The 18,366-nt window shown below is 68.4% G+C and carries 18 protein-coding genes; 8 read left to right on the forward strand and 10 right to left on the reverse strand.

The genetic code is table 11. From position 1 onward, the window contains the following. Window positions 1–96 precede the first annotated feature (96 nt). Genes ACQHI0_RS30740 through ACQHI0_RS30760 form a run of 5 tightly spaced genes read right to left on the reverse strand, consistent with a single transcriptional unit; the run spans window position 97 to window position 4,881 of the window. Window positions 97–1,113, reverse strand: coding sequence for an acyl-CoA dehydrogenase family protein (locus tag ACQHI0_RS30740; protein ID WP_427905230.1), 1,017 nt, complete (start codon window positions 1,111–1,113; stop codon window positions 97–99). Beyond that, on the reverse strand, window positions 1,110–1,298 hold the full coding sequence (locus ACQHI0_RS30745) for a hypothetical protein (RefSeq protein WP_427905231.1): 189 nt from the start codon (window positions 1,296–1,298) through the stop codon (window positions 1,110–1,112). The genes ACQHI0_RS30740 and ACQHI0_RS30745 overlap by 4 nt, the downstream gene beginning before the upstream one ends. Beyond that, the gene (locus ACQHI0_RS30750; RefSeq protein WP_427905232.1) at window positions 1,295–2,437 is read right to left on the reverse strand and encodes an acyl-CoA dehydrogenase family protein; all 1,143 of its coding nucleotides are present in this window, start codon (window positions 2,435–2,437) and stop codon (window positions 1,295–1,297) included. Before ACQHI0_RS30750 ends, ACQHI0_RS30745 begins: the two co-directional genes overlap by 4 nt. Next, window positions 2,438–3,310 (reverse strand): enoyl-CoA hydratase, encoded by an 873-nt coding sequence (locus ACQHI0_RS30755; RefSeq protein WP_427905233.1) that lies wholly within the window; start codon window positions 3,308–3,310, stop codon window positions 2,438–2,440. Further along, on the reverse strand, window positions 3,307–4,881 hold the full coding sequence (locus ACQHI0_RS30760) for a FadD3 family acyl-CoA ligase (RefSeq protein WP_427905234.1): 1,575 nt from the start codon (window positions 4,879–4,881) through the stop codon (window positions 3,307–3,309). The genes ACQHI0_RS30755 and ACQHI0_RS30760 overlap by 4 nt, the downstream gene beginning before the upstream one ends. A 79-nt stretch (window positions 4,882–4,960) precedes the next feature. On the opposite strand from ACQHI0_RS30760, the gene ACQHI0_RS30765 reads away from it, so the two are divergent. The 4 genes from ACQHI0_RS30765 to ACQHI0_RS30780 are packed head-to-tail and all read left to right on the forward strand — an operon-like array spanning window position 4,961 to window position 8,840. Continuing rightward, entirely contained in the window at window positions 4,961–6,148 is a 1,188-nt protein-coding gene (locus ACQHI0_RS30765) for an acyl-CoA dehydrogenase family protein (RefSeq protein WP_427905235.1), read from the forward strand. Beyond that, window positions 6,145–6,966, forward strand: coding sequence for an SDR family oxidoreductase (locus tag ACQHI0_RS30770; RefSeq protein WP_427905236.1), 822 nt, complete (start codon window positions 6,145–6,147; stop codon window positions 6,964–6,966). The genes ACQHI0_RS30765 and ACQHI0_RS30770 overlap by 4 nt, the downstream gene beginning before the upstream one ends. A 46-nt stretch (window positions 6,967–7,012) precedes the next feature. After that, window positions 7,013–7,633 (forward strand): TetR/AcrR family transcriptional regulator, encoded by a 621-nt coding sequence (locus ACQHI0_RS30775; protein ID WP_427905237.1) that lies wholly within the window; start codon window positions 7,013–7,015, stop codon window positions 7,631–7,633. A gap of 46 nt (window positions 7,634–7,679) precedes the next feature. Beyond that, window positions 7,680–8,840 carry an acetyl-CoA C-acetyltransferase gene (locus ACQHI0_RS30780; RefSeq protein ID WP_427909359.1) on the forward strand — a complete coding sequence of 387 codons (1,161 nt, stop codon included), beginning with the start codon at window positions 7,680–7,682 and terminating at the stop codon, window positions 8,838–8,840. Window positions 8,841–8,906: 66 nt separating this feature from the next. On the opposite strand, the gene ACQHI0_RS30785 is transcribed toward ACQHI0_RS30780, so the two are convergent. Then, window positions 8,907–9,242 (reverse strand): hypothetical protein, encoded by a 336-nt coding sequence (locus ACQHI0_RS30785; RefSeq protein WP_427905238.1) that lies wholly within the window; start codon window positions 9,240–9,242, stop codon window positions 8,907–8,909. Window positions 9,243–9,457: 215 nt separating this feature from the next. On the opposite strand from ACQHI0_RS30785, the gene ACQHI0_RS30790 reads away from it, so the two are divergent. Beyond that, window positions 9,458–11,419: a molybdopterin-containing oxidoreductase family protein gene (locus ACQHI0_RS30790; RefSeq protein WP_427905239.1), complete on the forward strand. Its 1,962-nt coding sequence runs from the start codon at window positions 9,458–9,460 to the stop codon at window positions 11,417–11,419. 160 nt (window positions 11,420–11,579) lie between these two features. Here ACQHI0_RS30790 and ACQHI0_RS30795 read toward each other — a convergent pair whose 3' ends face one another. Genes ACQHI0_RS30795 through ACQHI0_RS30810 form a run of 4 tightly spaced genes read right to left on the reverse strand, consistent with a single transcriptional unit; the run spans window position 11,580 to window position 15,077 of the window. Further along, a complete protein-coding gene (locus ACQHI0_RS30795; protein WP_427905240.1) occupies window positions 11,580–12,665 on the reverse strand; it encodes an NAD(P)H-dependent flavin oxidoreductase in 1,086 nt (361 codons plus the stop codon). Next, the gene (locus ACQHI0_RS30800; protein WP_427905241.1) at window positions 12,662–13,429 is read right to left on the reverse strand and encodes a CoA-transferase subunit beta; all 768 of its coding nucleotides are present in this window, start codon (window positions 13,427–13,429) and stop codon (window positions 12,662–12,664) included. Before ACQHI0_RS30800 ends, ACQHI0_RS30795 begins: the two co-directional genes overlap by 4 nt. Then, a complete protein-coding gene (locus ACQHI0_RS30805) occupies window positions 13,426–14,316 on the reverse strand; it encodes a CoA transferase subunit A (protein WP_427909360.1) in 891 nt (296 codons plus the stop codon). Before ACQHI0_RS30805 ends, ACQHI0_RS30800 begins: the two co-directional genes overlap by 4 nt. Then, a complete protein-coding gene (locus ACQHI0_RS30810) occupies window positions 14,313–15,077 on the reverse strand; it encodes an enoyl-CoA hydratase family protein (RefSeq protein ID WP_427905242.1) in 765 nt (254 codons plus the stop codon). The genes ACQHI0_RS30805 and ACQHI0_RS30810 overlap by 4 nt, the downstream gene beginning before the upstream one ends. A 70-nt stretch (window positions 15,078–15,147) precedes the next feature. Between ACQHI0_RS30810 and ACQHI0_RS30815 the strand changes: the two genes are divergently transcribed. From ACQHI0_RS30815 to ACQHI0_RS30825, 3 genes are all read left to right on the forward strand, one after another. Continuing rightward, complete coding sequence (locus ACQHI0_RS30815; RefSeq protein ID WP_427905243.1) at window positions 15,148–15,924, forward strand: SDR family oxidoreductase; 777 nt, start codon at window positions 15,148–15,150, stop codon at window positions 15,922–15,924. 62 nt (window positions 15,925–15,986) lie between these two features. Next, window positions 15,987–16,898 (forward strand): SDR family oxidoreductase, encoded by a 912-nt coding sequence (locus tag ACQHI0_RS30820; RefSeq protein WP_427905244.1) that lies wholly within the window; start codon window positions 15,987–15,989, stop codon window positions 16,896–16,898. Between the two features lie 202 nt (window positions 16,899–17,100). Beyond that, on the forward strand, window positions 17,101–18,360 hold the full coding sequence (locus tag ACQHI0_RS30825; protein WP_427905245.1) for a hypothetical protein: 1,260 nt from the start codon (window positions 17,101–17,103) through the stop codon (window positions 18,358–18,360). Window positions 18,361–18,366 lie beyond the last annotated feature (6 nt).

The following is an 18,366-nucleotide window of genomic DNA, read 5'->3' on the forward strand; positions in this document are numbered from 1 at the left end:
CGGGAGAGCGTCGGCGGCGGTTCGGCGGGGTCCGGCTACCACCATGACACGGGCCTGTGCGGCAAGCGGTCGCTGTCGTCGGTGGCATCGCGGGTCTCAGCTCGGTGCGGCGGTGGGTTCGGCGGCGCGTAGCGCGTCGGCGATCCTGGCGCGATGGAAATCGGCTGTGCCCCAGGCGGTTCGCAGGACGGCGACCTTGGTCAGCCACAGCGACAGATCGAATTCCGCGGTGTAACCGATCGCGCCGTGGACCTGAAGGCCGGCACGCGCGGCGCGGTGGGCGGCATCGCCGCAGGCCACGAGCGCCGCGGAAACGTCGCGGGCGCGGTCGTTCGAGTCAAGCGTGAGCGCCGCGCGGTACACCAGCGGCTCGGCCAGATCCAACGCGATCAGCACATCGGCGAGCTGCTGCTTCACCGCCTGGAATTCGCCGATCGCGCGACCGAACTGCTTGCGCTGCTTCGCATAAGAGGTGGTCTGCTCGAGTATCGACCGGCCCGCGCCGAGGAGCTGCGCGGCACAGGCGAGAACGCCGGCGTCGAAGGCGTAGTCGATAGCCGCCGCGACCTCGGCACCTTCGGCGACCAGCTCGCCGGACGTCACGCGCAACAGCTTGCGGGCGGGGTCGATCGAGGTCACCGAATCCGTTGCCGGAACGCCGAGTGTCAGCCGACCCTCGGTGGCGACGAGAACCGGCTCGGCGATATCGGCGTCGAGGGCGATGCCACGCTGGGCCGCGAAGGTGACGGTGCCGAGCGACTCGCCGCTCGACAGCGCGGGCAACCAACGTTGCGCGGGCGCGTCATCCGGAAGACGTTGCAGCAGCGCCGGAATCACGGCGGCGGACTCGATCACCGGGCCGGGCGCGGCGGCGCGACCCAGTTCGATCAGGGCGACGACGAGATCGACAGTGGTGGCGTCCGCCCCGTCGTACTTCTCGTCGACGATCAGGCCGAAGACGCCCATGTCGGCGATCTGCCGCAGCAGCGCGCGCGCCTTGGCGGGATCGCCCGCGGCCCAGGCGCGCACGGCGGTGGGCACCTGTCCCGCGTCGAGAATCTTGCGCAGCTCGGCGGCGAAGTCGAGTTGTTCGGTACTGAGCGCGAATCTCATCGCATACCTCCTATGTTCGGAAGGGCGATTCGGCCCAAGTGAGTGCTGGCCATGCCGATCGATCCGGCGGGCAGCGCGATCGTGTGCCGGTCGATGGCGCCGGTCGACGGGATGGTGGTCGCGGCGCGTTCGCTCCTGAGCTGTGCGGTGCGGTGCTCCAGGTGGACCATGAAGTGGACGTTCATCGCTTGCTCTCGCGAGGCAGGCCGAGGATGCGTTCGGCGATGATGTTGCGCTGGATCTCGTTGGTGCCCGCGTAGATCGGGCCGGAGAGCGAGAACAGATAGCCGTCGGTCCAGTTGCTGCGCTGTTCGGCGGACGAGCCGAGCAGGTCGAGTGCGGTCTCGTGCATCGCGATGTCGAGCTCGGACCAGTACACCTTGGTGATCGACGATTCCGCGCCGAGTTGTCCGCCGTCTTGGAGGCGGGTGACGGTGCCGAAGGTGTGCAGCCGATAGGCCTCGGCACCGATCCAGGCATCGACCACCGCGTTCCGGGCGGCGGTATCGGCCGGTTCGGTGGTCTCGGTCCACAGGTCGATGAGCCGCTGCGCGGTGGCGCTGAAACGGCCGGGGCTGCGCAGCGAGAGCCCGCGCTCGTTGGACGAGGTGGCCATCGCGACCCGCCAGCCTTCGTTCACCCCGCCGATCACATCGTGATCCGGTACGAAGACGTCGTCGAGGAAGATCTCCGCGAAGCCGGGTTCGCCGTCGAGCTGGGGGATCGGCCGCACGCTCACGCCCTCGGCGGTGAGTGGGAACATCACGTAGGTCAGCCCGTGGTGACGCTGTGCGTCGGGGTCGCTACGGAACAAGCCGAACGCCCAATCGGCGAAGGACGCACGGGAACTCCAGGTCTTCTGCCCGTTGAGCAGCCAGCCGCCCTCGGTGCGCCGCGCGGTGGACCGCAGGCCCGCGAGGTCGCTGCCCGCCTCGGGTTCCGACCAGGCCTGCGCCCAGATGTCGTCACCGCGCGCCATGCGCGGCAGGATCCGCGCGAGCTGCTCGGGGGTGCCGTGCTCGAACAGGGTCGGCGCGAGCAGGAAGATGCCGTTCTGCGCGACCCGGCCCGGTGCGCCCGCGGCGTAGTACTCCTGCTCGAACAGCACCCATTCGAGAATCGACGCGTCACGGCCGCCGAACTCGCGCGGCCACGACACCGCGGACAACCTGGCTTCGGCCAGCTTCGCTTCCCATTCTCGATGCGCGGCAAAGCCTTCCGCCGTATCCATCGAGGGCAACGGCTCGGCAGGAACATTGGCGGCGAGGAACTCGCGCACCTCCAGCTGGAATTCCCGGGCAGCCGGGTCGATCTCGAGATCCACTTACTTCGTCCCGTTCTGTTCGGTTGTGGCGGCGCTCTTCATCGAGCGAGCGTTCATCCCACCCAGGGAATCGGCGCCGACCTCGGCGTTGTGCGCGTGCGCGAAATGATGCAGCCCGAAGACCGAGTCCATGCCACTGCGCATGCCCATCAGATCCTCGGCCTGGTTGACGGCCTTCTTGGTGAGCGCGAGCCCGAATTGCGGCATGGCGGAGATCTTGTCGGCGAGCCCCATCACCTCGGTCTCGAGTTCCGCGCGCGGCACGACCCGGTTGACCATGCCCCACTCCTTGGCTTGGGCCGCACCGAACCGGTCGCCGGTGAACAGGAACTCCTTGGCCGCGCGCGGACCCATCACCCACGGATGCGCGAAGTACTCCACACCCGGAATGCCCATCCGCACAACAGGATCGGAGAAGAACGCGTCGTCGGAGCAGACGATCAGATCGCACACCCAGGCCAGCATCAGCCCGCCCGCGATACACGCGCCCTGCACCATCGCCACCATCGGCTTCGGGATCTCGCGCCAGCGCCTGCACATGCCGAGATACACCTCGGACTCGCGTGCGAACCGCTGATCGCCGCCGGGGCGATCGAGGTGGTCCCACCACAGCGCGGCTTTGTTCTCGTAGTGCACGTCGTGGTCGCGCCCCGGTGTACCGATGTCGTGTCCGGCGCTGAAGTGTTTCCCGTTGCCCGCCAGCACGATCACCTTGACCTCCGGATCCTCGACGGCCCGCACGAAGGCGGCGTCGAGGGCGTAGGTCATCTTCGAGTTCTGCGCGTTGCGGAAATCGGGCCGATTCATGGTGACGACGGCGACCGAGCCGCGCACCTCATAGGTGACGACCTCGGTCTCGGTTTCGGAACTCACGACTTCTCCTCACGTAGCTCACGCTTGAGCACTTTGCCCGCGGCGCTGTAGGGCAGCTGGTCGCGGAACTCGACAAGCCTCGGCACCTTGAAATTCGCCAGTTTGCTCGCGGCGAAGGCGATTACCTCGTCGGCGGTCAGCGTCGATCCGGCCTTGCGGACGACGACGGCCTTGCCGACCTCGCCCATCCGCTCGTCGGGTACGCCGATCACCGCCGACTCGGCGATGCCGTCGAGCCTGGCCAGGGTCTGTTCGATCTCGGCGGGATACACGTTGAACCCGCCGGTGATGTACATGTCCTTGAGCCGGTCGGTGATCTTGAGGTAGCCGCGCTCGTCGACGATGCCGATATCGCCGGTGTGCAGCCAGCCGTCGGCGTCGATGGCTTCGGCGGTGGCCTCGGGATCGTCGAGGTAGCCGAGCATCACGTTCGGGCCGCGCAGCAGGACCTCACCGGCATCGGACAGGCGCAGTTCGAAGTCGGCGATCGGCCCGCCGCAGGTGTTGGCGATCGTGGCCGCGTCGTCGGAGGCGCGGCACATGGTGCCGAAACCGGCCGTCTCGGACAGGCCGTAGGCGGTAATGACCACCTCGAAGGCGAGATCGTCACGCATCCGCTCGATCAGCACCACCGGCACGGTCGCCGCGCCGGTCACCGCCACTCGCAGCGAGCTCAGGTCACGCTCGGCGCGCTGTGGATGCTCGAGGATGGTCTGGTAGATCGTCGGCGGGCCGGTGAGCACGGTGATCTGCTCGGACTCGATGAGCGCCAGCGTGGCGGGCACGTCGAAGGTGGCCTGCGGCACGATCGTGGCCCCGGTGACCAGGCACGCGAGAATGCCCGCCTTGTAGCCGAAGTTGTGGAAGAACGGGGGGATCATCAGGTAGCGGTCGCCCGCGCGCAGGGTCGAGCACTCGACCCAGCCGCGCACCACGCCCAGCGCCTGCCGGTGCGCGACGAGGGTGCCCTTGCTGCGACCGGTGGTGCCGGAGGTGAACAGGATGTCGGAGATGTCGTCGGGGGAGACCTGCTCGGCCCGCTCCTCGCCGGCCGCCGCCGAGACGGTCGCGGCCTGCGCGAGCAACTCGTCCCACGTCACCGTGGTGTGCGCGGCGGTGTCAGCCGAAGCGGTGGCGGTACTCGCGTCGCCTTCGATCGGGATGACAACGACCGTCCCGATACCCAGTTCCGGCGCCGCCGCCGCGAGTTCGGCGGCCCGATCACGTCCGAGGAACAGACCCGCGACGAACAACGCCTTCGCGTCGACGCGGGCCAGCACATCGACGGCCTCGGCCGCCACGTACCGGGTGTTCAACGGAACCAGCGCGGCCCCGACGGAATGCGCGGCCAGCGCGGCGATCACCCAGTGGTGGGTATTGGGCGCCCACATCGCGACCCGGTCGCCGGGGGCGATGCCACGGGCGATCAGGGCGCGGGCGGCGATGCGGACCTGGTCGAGTAGCTCGGCCCAGGTCAGGCGGGTCGGGCCGTCGAGCAGGGCGGGCTCGTCCGGGTGCGCCGCGGCGATCTGTCGCAGCGCCTGCGGGGTGGTGTGTGCAGGGGTGGTCACGGGGTCCTCACCGTAGTGCGGTCGCTGTTCTTGACGAAGCAGCCAACAAAGCAAGTGCTTGGTAGGTTATCCTACCGAGGTGGGCGTGATCCAGACCTCAGATTCCGATACCGCGACTTCCGACGAGGAGTTTCGCGCGGAAATACGCGATTGGCTTGCCGAAAATCTTTCGGGCGAGTTCGCTGACCTGCGTGGAACCGGCGGACCAGGCCGCGAACATGAATTCTTCGAACAGCGATTGGCGTGGGACCGCCACCTCGCCGCGGCGGGCTGGACCTGCCTCGGCTGGCCGGTCGAACACGGCGGTCGCGGTGCCAGTGTGCGCCAGCAGGTGATCTTCCACGAGGAATACGCGAAGGCCGACGCGCCGGCGCGGGTCTCGCACGTGGGCGAGGAACTGCTGGGCCCGACCGTGCTCGCCTTCGGCACCGAGGAGCAGAAGAAGCGCTTCCTGCCGGGCGTGCGTTCGGTCGGCGAGCTGTGGTGCCAGGGCTATTCCGAACCGGGCGCGGGCTCCGACCTCGCCGCGGTGAGCACAACGGCTCGCCTCGACGGCGACAAGTGGGTGATCAACGGCCAGAAGATCTGGACGTCGCTGGCGCACGTCGCCGACTGGTGCTTCGTCATCGCCCGCACCGAGCGCGGGTCGAGCCGGCACAAGGGCCTGTCCTACCTGCTGGTCCCGATGAACCAGCCGGGCATCGAAGTGCGGCCGATCGAGCAGCTCACCGGCACCTCCGAGTTCAACGAAGTGTTCTTCGACAACGCCGTCACCGACGCGGACCTCGTCGTGGGTGAACCCGGTGACGGCTGGCGAATCGCCATGGGCACCTTGACCTTCGAACGCGGGATCTCGACCCTCGGCCAGCAGATCCGCTTCGCGCGCGAACTCTCCGACATCGAAGACCTGGCCCGGCGCACCGGCGCCGCCGACGACCCGCTGATCGCCGATCGCCTCGATCGTGCCTGGGTCGGACTCCGGGTGTTGCGCGCGCACGCGCTGCGCACCATGAGCGAGGACCACGACGACGCGGGCGGCGCCTCGGTGTCGAAGCTGTTGTGGGCCAACTGGCATCGCGACCTCGGTGAACTCGCCATGGCCGTCCAGGGCGCGACCGGCCTGGTCCTCGGCCCCGACGACATGACCGCATGGCAGCGGCTGTACCTGTTCAGCCGCGCCGACACGATCTATGGAGGTTCGAACGAAGTGCAGCGCAACATCATCGCCGAGCGTGTGCTCGGTCTCCCGCGAGAGGCACGCCCGTGAGTGAGCAGACCTATTCCGGCGCGAACAAATCGCTGTCGATCGCGCCGCCCTCGATCCCCGGACACGGCCTGCTCGCGGGCCGGACGGCCGTGATCACCGCCGCCGCGGGCACCGGCATCGGTTCGGCCACCGCGCGCAGGCTCCTCGAAGAGGGTGCCGATGTGGTCGTCTCCGATTGGCACGAGCGTCGTTTGACCGAGACCGCCGAACTGCTGGCGAAGGAATTCCCGGAGCGCCGGGTCGGTGCCGTGGTCTGCGATGTCCGCGACACCGCGCAGGTGAATCAGCTGCTCACCGACGCCGCCGCCGAACTCGGCCGGATCGACATCATGGTCAACAACGCGGGCCTCGGCGGCGAGACCCCGGTGGTCGACATGACCGACGAGCAGTGGGACCAGGTTCTCGACATCACCCTGACGGGCACCTTCCGCTGCACCCGCGCGGCACTCGGCTACTTCCGCGGCGCTGGCCACGGCGGCGTGATCGTCAACAACGCCTCGGTCCTCGGTTGGCGCGCCCAGCACGGCCAGGCGCACTACGCCGCCGCGAAGGCCGGTGTGATGGCGCTGACCAGGTGCAGTGCGGTCGAAGCCGCCGAATTCGGTGTGCGGATCAACGCCGTCGCGCCGAGCATCGCCCGCCACCCGTTCCTGGACAAGGTGAGCTCGTCGGAACTGCTCGACTCGCTCAGCGAGCGCGAGGCCTTCGGTCGCGCCGCCGAACCGTGGGAAGTAGCGGCAACGATCGCCATGCTGGCCAGTGATTACACCTCGTATCTGACCGGCGAGGTTGTCTCGGTGAGTAGTCAGCGCGCATGATCGCCGCGGCGGGTTCACCTGAACCAAGCAAGTGCTTGGTTGTACGATGACGGGTGTGACCGCACCCGACACCGTCAAACGCACCCGCCGCGCCGAGCTGCTCGACCTCGCCGCCGGCCTGTTCGCCGAACGCGGCATGCGTGCCACCACGGTGCGCGATATCGCCGACTCGGCGGGCATCCTGTCGGGCAGTCTCTACCACCACTTCGACTCCAAGGAGTCGATGGTCGACGAGATCCTGCGCGGCTTCCTCGACGACCTGTTCGGCCGCTACCGCGAGATCGCGGCCGCTGCGCTGAGTTCGCGAGACACCCTGGAGGCCTTGGTAATCGCCTCCTACGAGGCGTTCGACCGGCACCATGCCGCGGTCGCGATCTACCAGGCCGAGGCCAAGAGCCTGCGCGACGTAGAACGTTTCGCCTATATCCGCGACTTCAACACCGAGTTCCGCGATCTGTGGCGGCGGGTGCTCGCCGCCGGTGTCGCCGATGGCAGCTTCCGGCCCGAACTCGACGTGGAACTCGCGTTCCGCTTCCTGCGCGACACCGTGTGGGTCGCGGTCCGCTGGTACACCCCCGGTGGCCCGATCACCGTGAAAAGCCTTGCCCAGCAATATCTCACCATCGTGCTCGACGGGCTGACCCTGCCCGAGGGCACCGCGAAATAGGAGTTCCATCATGACCGCATCCGCCGAGCGCCGCCCCTATGCCCCGCTGCGGGAGGCCTATGTGATCGATGCGGTGCGTACCGCGGTCGGCAAGCGCGGTGGCGCGCTGGCCGAGGTGCACCCCGCCGATATCGGCGCCGCCGCGGTGCGTGGGCTCGTCGAGCGCACCGGCATCGACCCGAGCGTCGTCGACGACGTGATCGTCGGCTGTGTCGACAACCTCGGACCGCAGGCGGGCAATATCGGCCGCACCATGTGGCTGGTGGCGGGGTACCCCGAGGAAGTTCCCGGCGTCACCGTCGACCGGCAGTGTGGTTCCAGCCAGCAGGCGATCAACTTCGGCGCGCAGGCCATCATGAGCGGCACCGCCGAGGTCATCGTGGCCGGTGGCGTGCAGAACATGAGCGCCATCCCGATCGGCGCCGCCATGCTCGCGGCCAAGCCGTACGGCTTCGAATCCTCGTTCATCGGTGCCAAGGGCTGGGACTCGCGTTACGGCACCGGCGAGGTCTCCCAGTTCAAGGGCGCCGAGATGATCGCCGAGAAGTGGGGCATCAGCCGCGAGGACATGGAGCGCTGGGCGCTGCAGAGCCACGAGCGCGCCAAGTCCGCTATCGCCGAGGGTCGCTTCGACAACGAGATCGTGCCGGTCGGCGACTTCACCGTCGATCAGGGCCCGCGCGAGACCAGCCTGGAGAAGATGGCGACGCTGCAGCCGCTGTCGGAGGGCAGCCCGCTCACCGCGGCGGTCGCCAGCCAGATCTCCGACGGCGCCAGCGCCACGCTGCTCGCTTCGGAGTGGGCGGTCAAGGAATACGGTCTGACCCCGCGTGCTCGCATCCATCACGTCAGCGCGCGCGGCGCGGACCCCCTCATGATGCTCAGCGCGCCGATCCCGGCGACCCAGTGGGCGCTGGAGAAGACCGGCCTGACCATCGACGACATCGACGTCATCGAGATCAACGAGGCCTTCGCGCCGGTGGTGCTGGCCTGGATCAAGGAGATCGGCGCCGATCCGGCGAAGGTCAATGTCAACGGTGGTGCGATCGCGCTCGGTCATCCGCTGGGTGCCACCGGGGCCAAGTTGTTCGCGACCCTGCTCAACGAGCTGGAGCGGGTCAACGGCCGCTACGGTCTGCTCACCATCTGCGAGGGTGGCGGCACGGCCAACGTCACCATCATCGAGCGCCTCGGCGCGCCGGAGTAGTTCCAGGCGGACACAACTGACGGCCCGGTGCTCGGGTATCCGGCACCGGGCCGACCCGCCTTTCGTTCACCAGTGGTAGGTCACCACATCCCATCGCTGCAGGGTGCCGGGGGTATCGCAGTGCGCCCAGGATTGCTGGCCGTTCCACGCCATGTTGCCGCGGCGTTCGTAGGTGGCCCAGCTGCTGCCGAACCAGCCCCACCATTGTCTGCACTCGATCCGCACCTGATGCCGGACCGGCCAATAGCACTGCGAGTACGCCGCACTGTTGTTGACCGGATGTGCGGAGCAGCCAGGCTGGAAATACTGTGCCTGAACCGGCGCCGCACCCATGACCACCCCGGCGCCGAGCAGCGCCGCCGCCGATGTACTCACCATCATTTTCTTGAGAAGCGAACTCATCACAACCTCCCATCAGCGTGGGGGACGATGCCCCGACTCCTGACAGGCCTCCGCGCCGTCGAAGTTCGGTGGCTCGCGTTTCCACGAAACCACCCTTACGTGACTTACATCACATAAAAGGCGCCTTGTGTTACTGGCAGCAGTGCCTCTAGCTGCGTGTTCGGGCAGCGGTGCAACCTTCCGGCAGGTTTGTTCTTCCGGCCTACGATGGCTTGGTGAAGGTGCTCGGTGCATGCCCGCTCGACTGCCCCGACGCGTGCTCGTGGGTGGTGACCGTCGAGGACGGTGTTGCCACCGGGCTGCGGGGGAACAAGGAACATCCGGTCACGCGCGGTGCGCTGTGCGTGAAGGTGAACCGGTATCTAGAGCAGGTCGGTGCGCCGGACCGGCTCAGGTATCCGATGCGCCGGGTCGGGCCGAAAGGGTCCGGGCAGTTCGAGCGGATCAGCTGGGACTCCGCGCTCGACGAGATCGCCACGCGGGTCACCGGCATCATCGACGAATTCGGCGGCGAGGCGGTCTGGCCCTTCCACGGCACCGGCAGCCTTGGCTATATCCAAGGGCTGGAGGGCTTTCCGGGCCGCAGGATGTTCAATCTGCTCGGGGCGTCGCACCACGCGCCGACCATCTGCTCGGTCGCCGGTGGCGCCGGCCTGCGCTATACCCTCGGCACCTCCGGCGGCATGGACCCCGAGGACTTCGCGAAGTCGAAGCTGATCCTGCTGTGGGGCACCAATCCGCTCACGTCCGGTCATCATCTGTGGAAGTTCGTGCAGGACAGCGGGGCCTACCTGGTGTCGATCGACCCGGTGCGCACCAAGACCTCCGAACGCTGCGACGAGCACATCGCCCCGCTGCCCGGCACCGACGCGGCGCTGGCGCTCGGGCTGCTGCACGTCATCGTCTCGCTCGGCGCGCAGGACGAAAAGTTCATCGCCGAACACACCGAGGGCTGGCCCGAATTCCGGGACCGCATCACCGAATTCACGCCGGAACGCACCGCGGCGATCACGGGCGTGCCGCAGGAGCGGATCGTCGCGCTCGGTGAGCGAATCGCGCGAACCCGGCCGACCGCCATCCGCGCGTCGCAAGGCATGCAGCGGCACGCGGGCGGTGGGATGGCGCTGCGGGTGCTCGGCTGCCTGCCCGGTGTCACCGGTGACTGGGCGATACCCGGTGGGGGACTGCACTATTCGACGAGTGGGCACTTCCGTGTCGACGATGCGGCCCTGCGCCGCGACGACCTGCTGCCGAACCCGGTTCGCACGCTCTCGATGACCAGGCTCGGCGAGGCTCTGCTCGAGACCGATGGGCCGCCCGTGAAGGCGCTGTTCGTGATCGGGGCCAATCCGGTCGGCTCGAATCCCGACCAGCGTCGCGTGATCGAGGGACTGTCTCGCGAGGACCTGTTCACCGTGGTCCTCGAGCACTTCGGCACCGACACCGTCGATTACGCCGACATCGTCCTGCCCGCCACGATGCAGCCCGAACACCTCGACGTGCTCGCGGGTTACGGGCACCTCTACCTCATCTGGAACGAGCCAGCCGTCGAGCCGCCCGGTGAATGCCTTTCCACCACAGAGACTTTCCGCCGGCTCTCGCGGCGCTTCGGTCTCACCGAGCCCGCGCTCTACGACTCCGACGAAGAGCTGGCCAAGCAGCTGCTCAAAGGTTTCGACCTCGAACGCCTCCGCGCGGACGGGTTCCTGAAGGTCCAGGCGGGACCGGTACCGGCAGGCAAACTCCAGTTCGTTTCCGCCAGAGCGGAATCGGCGGGTCACGATCCACTGCCGGACTACACGCCTCCCGCCGATTCCGGTGACGGCCTGGTGCTGATCTCCGCCGCCTCGCACTACTTCCTGAACACCTCGTTCGGCGCCAACCCCGAATTGCGGCGGCGCTCAGGTGAATCCAGCATCACGCTGCACCCCGAGGATGCTGCCGCCCGCGGGATCGCCGACGGTGCCGCGGTGGTCGTCTCCAACGGTCGCGGCTCCTTCGAGGCAGTCGCCGAGGTGTCGGACCGGGTGCGGCCCGGCGTCGCGGGCACCACCAAGGGCCGCTGGGCCAAGTTCACCGGCGGTGCCACCGTGAATGCCACCATCGCCGAACGTGATTCGGACTACGGCGGTGGCGCGGTCTTCCACGACAACCGCGTCGAGGTCGCGCCGCGCTGATTTGTTGTCGGACAGCTCCGCACGCGATGCGCTGCCGACAGCGAAAAGCGCCGGACCCGGGCGCGCCGTGTCGGCGTCGCGCCTGGTCCGGCGCCCTCGTCACCCCGGCGAACTCGACTGACGCTCCAGGCAGTCGAGTCGGGGGCGAGCTGGAGATCGGTCAGCGAGTTTCGGCAGCGGGCTCGCTGGTCAGCGCGCCGACCGCCGCGATCCGCACCACCGCGTCGGTGACGATCTGGTCGATCAGTTCGGCCACCGTCGGCAGGCTGTCGATGATGCCGGTGACCTGGCCCGCGGGCAGCACGCCCGCGTCGGTGCGGCCCTCGACCAGGCCGGCCTTGGTCAGCATCGCCGAGTTCGCGGCCATCACGACCTGAGACCAGCTGAGGTCCTTGGTCTTTCGCATCGCCAGGCCGTCGCGGGCGAGCGTCGACCACTTCATGCCGGTCATCGACTTGAACTTGGCCGCGTTCGACACCGCCGCCGACAGACCGCGCCAGCCGCCGGAGTGCTCGAGCTTGGTCACCAGTTCGGTGTTGAGCATCCGATGCGGCATACCGTCGACCTTCACCGACACCACGGTGTCCTGCAGTCCGCGGGCCAGGTACTCCTGCTTCACGGCTTCCGGGACGGTGCTCTCCTGGGTGAGCAGGAAACGGGTACCCATCGCGACACCGGCCGCACCATAGGACAGGGCGGCGGCCAGGCCGCGACCGTCGAAGAAGCCACCCGCCGCGATCACCGGGATATCGACCGCGTCGAGCACCGACGGCAGCAGCAGCGTGGTGGCGACCGGGCCGGTGTGGCCACCGCCCTCACCGCCCTGCACGATCACCGCGTCGGCGCCCCAGGACGCCACCTTCACCGCGTGCTTGGCCGCACCGATCGACGGAACAACCACCACACCGGCATCTTTGAGCCGGGCGATGAGTTCCTTCTTCGGCGCCAGCGCGAACGACGCGACCCGTACCTGTTCGCGGATGAGCAGTTCGATGCGCTCGCCCGCGTCGGTGGCGTCGGCGCGGATGTTCACGCCGAAGGGCTTGTCGGTGAGCGACTTGGTCTTGGCGACCGCCGCCTCCAGCTCCTCGAAAGTCATGGTCGCCGAGGCGAGGATGCCGAGTCCGCCAGCGTTCGCGGTGGCGGCGACCAGCCGGGGACCGGCGACCCAGCCCATGCCGGTCTGCACGATCGGGTGCTCGATGCCGACCAGCTCGGTCAAGGGCGTGCGCAAGCGCGGGCTCATGCCGCTACTTCCTTCTCGCGGAAACCCTTGGGATCGAGCACAGTTCGGATGATCTGCAGCTCCTCCTCGGTCGGCAGCCTGGTCTCGCCTGCCATGCCGAGCTCCGCGATCTCGAAGGAGGTGTTCTCCGCGACCTCTTCCGGGTTCACGCCGGGGTGCAGCGACAGTGCGCGCAGGGTGTGGTCGGGGCCGTTGAAGTCGAACACGCCCAGGTTGGTCACCACCCGGTGCAGGTGATGGAAGCGGTAGGCCGGGTTCTCGGGATCGATTCTGTCGTAGCCGATTCCGGAGATGATGTCGACTTTGTCGACGAACACCCGATTGTTGTGCCGGGGCACGAAGTAGCTCGTCGCGTGGTTGATGGTGTTGCCGGGCGCGCCACGCACACCGAACATCTGGCGCGTCGGCTGTTGCAGCGGACCGAAGGCCGACAGGTTCTGGTTGCCGAACCGGTCGATCTGGTTGGCGCCCATCACCACATGACGACGGCCGGAGGCGACCACATCGAACACCCGCGAGAACGGAATCCAGCCCTCGACCGGAGCTTTCGCGCCGATCGCCGGTACCTCGGCGAAGAACAGCGCCTCACCGTCGGAGAGCAGCAGGTCGGGTTCGAAGGTGAGCCGGGCCAGTCGCGCACCGATCGTGGTGATGGTCGACATCGGGCTGGCCATGATCTCGCCCGCCCCGCGGAAGATCTCCGCCGCGGCGACGACACAGACCTCGGCGCGCGTGATGGGTCCGCTCTGTACTGCGGAATTCATAGCTTCTGCTCCTCGGCGAAAGTGGCTACGGCGGACTGGTATTCGTCTTCGGAGACGTCGAGATAGCGAGCCTTGAACTCGGCCCACGACTCCGGCGTCTTCGCGGCCGCCACATAGTGCTTCTGGAACTTCTCGTCGCGCCCGTAGCTGCCGGAGAAGGTGAAGTGCGCGCCGCCGGGCGACTCGACCACACCGTCGACCAGCATGCGGTTGAGGATGATCGCCTGCTGCGGAACGGCTTTCACCAGCTCCTCGGTCTCGACGATGCGATCCACGGAGACATACCGACGCTCAGCGGCGAGGCAGTACAGATCGTCGAAGTACGGATCGACGCCCGTGTAGGCGGCGTTGCCGTGCTTGTCGGCCAGATCCAGATGCACGAACGACGCGTCCAGATTCAGCGCGGGCATCGCGACCAGGGTCTCGGTTCGCCCGTCGGCGGCCGGATACGGCGACGCGACGGTCTTCAGCTCGCCCTCCCAGAAGTCGAGCACCGCCGACCCCAGCCCGGCCCGAATCGGCAGGAACGGCAGTCGTGCCGCGGCTGCCTGCAGCCCGCACTTCACCATGCCCTCGTCCATCTCGCGCACGGTGATCGCGCCCTCGGTGCGCGCCTTCGCGAACCACGGATCGTAGAACGGCGCCGAATCCAGCGACACGAAGCCGTAGTAGGCCTTGCGGACCTTGCCCGCCGAGCACAGCAAGCCGAGGTCGGGGCCGCCGTAGGTGACCACGGTCAGGTCGGTGACGTCCGAGCGCAGCAGCGCGCGCACCAGCGCCATCGGCTTGCGCCGTGAACCCCAGCCGCCGATCCCGATGGTCATGCCGCTGCGCAGCTCGCCGACCACCTCGTCGAGGGTCATTCTCTTGTCGCGCATGGCTGTCAGCTCTCCTTCTTCTGCGCGGCGAGATCGTCGTCGAAGCGCGCCCTGATCTCGTCGGCGACACCGGCGAGGTTGAGCTCCATCGTGAAGCCCTGTTCGTAGCGGTAGGAACGGTGCACGTCCTGCACGTCGATACCGTTGAGCGCGCGCTTCGCGGCCCGGATCACGCGGCCGTCCTTGTTGGCGATGTTCTTCGCGACTTCCATCGCGGCAGCGTCGAGTTCGGCGCGCGGCACCACCTTGTACACCGAACCGAAGTGGTGCAACTGCTGGGCGGTGAGCTTGCCCGCGGTGTAGAACATGGTGCGCATCAGGTGCTGCGGGACCAGCCGCGACAGGTGGGTGGCGGCGCCGAGCGCGCCACGGTCCACTTCGGGCAGCCCGAAGGTGGCGTCGTCGGAGGCCACGATGACGTCGGAGTTACCGACCAGGCCGATGCCGCCGCCGAGGCAGAAGCCGTTCACGGCGGTGACCACCGGCACCTCGCAGTCGTAGACCGCGGCGAAGGCGTCGAAGCAGCCGTGGTTGGCGCGGATCAGCGCGGTATGGCCGGAGTCGGCGTTCATCTCCTTGATGTCGACGCCGGCGTTGAACCCGCGTCCTTCCGCGCGCAGGACGACCACCCGGGTCTCCTGGTTGCGGCCCGCTGCCCTGACGGCATCGGCCAGCGCGAACCAGCCGTCCGAGGGTAGGGCGTTGACCGGCGGATAGTCGACTGTGACGACCTCTACTCCGTCGGCTTCGGTGTGACGGTTTATCCCCATCGCGATGTCTCCTCGTGCACGCCCCGGCGAACCCGAGACAAAGCAAGCAATTGCTTGGTAGGTTAACACGGTGGCTGTAGAAATCGACCTTTCCGAGCAGATCGTTCTGGTGACAGGCGGCGTCCGAGGTGTCGGCGCCGGAATAAGCCGGGCCTTCCTCGCCGCCGGCGCGACGGTGCTGACCTGCGCGCGCAGACCGGCCGACGAGCCGATCACGGTCGGCGACCGCAGCGCCGAACATCTCACCTGCGATGTACGCGACGTCGACGCGGTGTCGGCCATGTTCGCCGAGATCGTCGCCAGGCACGGCCGGATCGACCACGTGGTGAACAACGCCGGTGGCGCCCCGTTCGCGATGGCCGACGCCGCGAGCCCGAAGTTTCACACCAAGATCGTGGAACTGAATCTGCTTGCGCCGCTGCTGATTTCCCAGCAGGCCAACGCCCTGATGCAGAAGCAGGACACGGGCGGCTCGATCGTGATGATCACCAGCGTCAGCGGCCACCGGCCGTCGCCGGGTACCGCCGCCTACGGTGCCGCCAAGGCGGGCCTGGACAACCTGGTCTCCTCACTCGCCGTCGAATGGGCCCCCAAGGTCCGGCTCAACTCGGTAGTGGTCGGCCCGGTCGAGACCGAACTCAGCCACCTGCACTACGGCGACGCGGACGGGATCGCCGCCGTCGGCGCGACCGTGCCGATGGGCAGAATGGCGCGCCCCGCCGACGTCGGCAACGCCGCCCTCTTCCTGGCCTCCCCCCTGGCCACCCACATCAGCGGCGCCGCCCTGCTGGTCCACGGTGGCGGCGAACGCCCGGCTTTCCTCGATGCCGCCAACGCCAACAACTGACTCATGACCTGCCCAACCCCAGACCTCGCGGCGTCAGCTGCCGATAACTACAGGAGCTCGAGATGGATGACCAGTTGATTTGTGCCGGACGCACCGTGATCGTGACCGGCGCCGGCCGTGGCATCGGCCGCGCCCACGCCCTCGCCTTCGCCGCAGCGGGCGCCCGCGTGGTGGTCAACGATGTAGGCACCGCCCTCGACGGCGCGGCGACCACGGAAACCCCCGCCCAGCAGGTCGTGGACGAGATCGAAGCAGCCGGTGGCGAGGCCGTCGCCAACTACGACGATGTCGCCGACTGGGAGGGCGCGCGCCGGCTGATCCGTCAGGCCGTCGACACCTTCGGCGGCCTGGACGTCCTGGTCAACAACGCCGGCTTCGTCCGCGACCGCATGCTGGTGAACCTCGGCGAAGACGAGTGGGACGCCGTAGTCCGCGTGCATCTCAAGGGCCACTTCGCCACCATGCGGCACGCGGCCGAGTACTGGCGAGGCGAGTCGAAGGCGGGCCGCCCGGTCGACGCCCGCGTGATCAACACCAGCTCCGGCGCCGGCCTGCAGGGCAGTGTCGGTCAGGGTAATTACGGTGCGGCCAAGGCGGGTATCGCTGGTCTCACACTGACCGCGTCGGCCGAGTTCGGCCGGTACGGCGTGACCGTGAACGCCATCGCCCCCGCCGCCCGCACCAGGATGACCGAGACGGTCTTCGCCGACACCATGACCGCCCCCGACGCGGGCTTCGACGCGATGGCCCCGGAGAACATCTCGCCGCTGGTCGTCTGGCTCGGCAGCACCGGATCCGCCGGGGTGACCGGCCGGATGTTCGAGGTAGAAGGCGGAAAGGTCGCGCTGGCGCAGGGCTGGATGCACGGCACCCCGGTCGATCGCGGCGCTCGCTGGAACCCTGCCGAGCTGGGTCCGGTCGTCAAGGAACTGATCGAGAAGAGCACTCCGCCGGAGCCGGTTTACGGCGCATAGCAAACTTTGAGGCGTGCGGCCGGGGAAATGTCCCCGGCCTGCGCTTATGGCATGTCACACACGTCCAGGGGGCTGGACGACTCTTGCTCTCCTCTGCGGGGTGGGGGGCGTGGGTTTACTATGGGCTACTGTTCGTCGATCCCGGAATGTGTCGCGACCGGGGGTAATTCTGCGCTGAAAAACTAAGGGGATGATCTAGCGCATGGCCATTGGTCGCATGTTGCGCGTATTTGCCGCTGCGAGTGTGCTGGCCGGCTGTGCGCTGTTAGGGCCCGCGGTCGCCATGGCCGCCCCGGAAAAGCCACCAACACCTGCCGCGCAGGCGCCCGGTAGCGGGAGCAGCGGGCAGGGGAACGGCAGCGGGGGCAATGGTGGTCAGAGCACCCCCACTCCCAAGCCCAGTGAGCTGAGCCTGCCCGGCCAGGGCAATGGTCAAGGCCAGAACCAGGGCAACGGCCAAGCGACCGCTCCCGACCCGGCTGTCGCCGGTAACCCGCAGTCGGGCGCCCCGGTCGCCGGCGACAGCGAATGGACGCCGCTCACCATCCCCGGCCAGTCCAGCGAAGACGTTCCCAAGCAGGAAGTGGCAGGCCCCCTCTCCGGTTCGGCAGCCGCAGGCTCCGCCGCGGCTGGCGCGGGCTCGGCAGCCGCGGGCGTGGTCCTCGGTACCGGCTCGGCGGGCCTCGGCGTGCTACTCGGCACCGGTTCGGCGGGCCTCGGAGTAGTGCTCGGTACCGGTTCGGCAGGCGCGGCCGCCATCCTCGGTACCGGCTCGGCTGGCGCGGCCGCTGTGCTCGGTACCGGCTCCGCAGGTGCCGCCGCCGTGCTCGGTACGGGTTCGGCCGGCGCCGCCGCGGTACTCGGTACCGGCTCGGCCGCGGTCGGCTCGGCCGCTGCGGGCACCGGCTCGGCCGCCCTCGGCGCGGGCTCGGTTGTCCTCGGAACAGGTTCCGCCGCAGTCGGTTCCGCCGCTGCCGGTTCCGCGGCGGTGGGTTCCGCGGGCGCGGGTTCGGCCGCTGTGGGTTCGGCCGCTGTGGGTTCGGCGGCAGTCGGATCGGCCTCGCCCCTGCTGTTGCTGTTGATCCCGATCCCCTCGGTCCCGGCCGCACCGGCCCTTCCCTCGATCGCGATCCCGCCCACGCCCGCTGTCCCCGGCGTTCCGAATATCGCTGTGGCAGTACCTATTCCGGCTGCCGCGCCGCCCGCGGCGGAGGCGCCCGCCCCGGCCGCACCTCCGCCCGCCGCGGCAGCACCCGCACCGGCGGCCAAGCCGAACCACGAGTTCAAGCCGACCAGTGACAACAGTGGCCTCCCGGAACCCGAACTCCTGTCGGTGATCGGCGGCCTGATCGCGCTGACCCTGGCCGGAACCGGTTCGGGCGCAGTGAGTTTCCAAGGTGCCGCGGCAGCCCAAGCGCGGGTGAACGCGGCGCGTGCCGAGTTCTTCGGACCGAGGTCGTGAGGGGAT

It is taken from the genome of Nocardia sp. FBN12 (genome assembly GCF_050320175.1).
Lineage (GTDB): Bacteria > Actinomycetota > Actinomycetes > Mycobacteriales > Mycobacteriaceae > Nocardia.

What these genes read in the sequence shown, in the direction of transcription:
- ACQHI0_RS30740 (WP_427905230.1), bottom strand. Translation starts at nt 1,113, where the DNA reads ATGAGATTCGCGCTCAGTACCGAACAACTCGACTTCGCCGCCGAGCTG.
- ACQHI0_RS30745 (WP_427905231.1), bottom strand. Translation starts at nt 1,298, where the DNA reads ATGAACGTCCACTTCATGGTCCACCTGGAGCACCGCACCGCACAGCTC.
- ACQHI0_RS30775 (WP_427905237.1), top strand. Translation starts at nt 7,013, where the DNA reads ATGACGGGTGTGACCGCACCCGACACCGTCAAACGCACCCGCCGCGCC.
- ACQHI0_RS30785 (WP_427905238.1), bottom strand. Translation starts at nt 9,242, where the DNA reads ATGAGTTCGCTTCTCAAGAAAATGATGGTGAGTACATCGGCGGCGGCG.
- ACQHI0_RS30795 (WP_427905240.1), bottom strand. Translation starts at nt 12,665, where the DNA reads ATGAGCCCGCGCTTGCGCACGCCCTTGACCGAGCTGGTCGGCATCGAG.
- ACQHI0_RS30800 (WP_427905241.1), bottom strand. Translation starts at nt 13,429, where the DNA reads ATGAATTCCGCAGTACAGAGCGGACCCATCACGCGCGCCGAGGTCTGT.
- ACQHI0_RS30810 (WP_427905242.1), bottom strand. Translation starts at nt 15,077, where the DNA reads ATGGGGATAAACCGTCACACCGAAGCCGACGGAGTAGAGGTCGTCACA.
- ACQHI0_RS30820 (WP_427905244.1), top strand. Translation starts at nt 15,987, where the DNA reads ATGGATGACCAGTTGATTTGTGCCGGACGCACCGTGATCGTGACCGGC.
- ACQHI0_RS30825 (WP_427905245.1), top strand. Translation starts at nt 17,101, where the DNA reads ATGGCCATTGGTCGCATGTTGCGCGTATTTGCCGCTGCGAGTGTGCTG.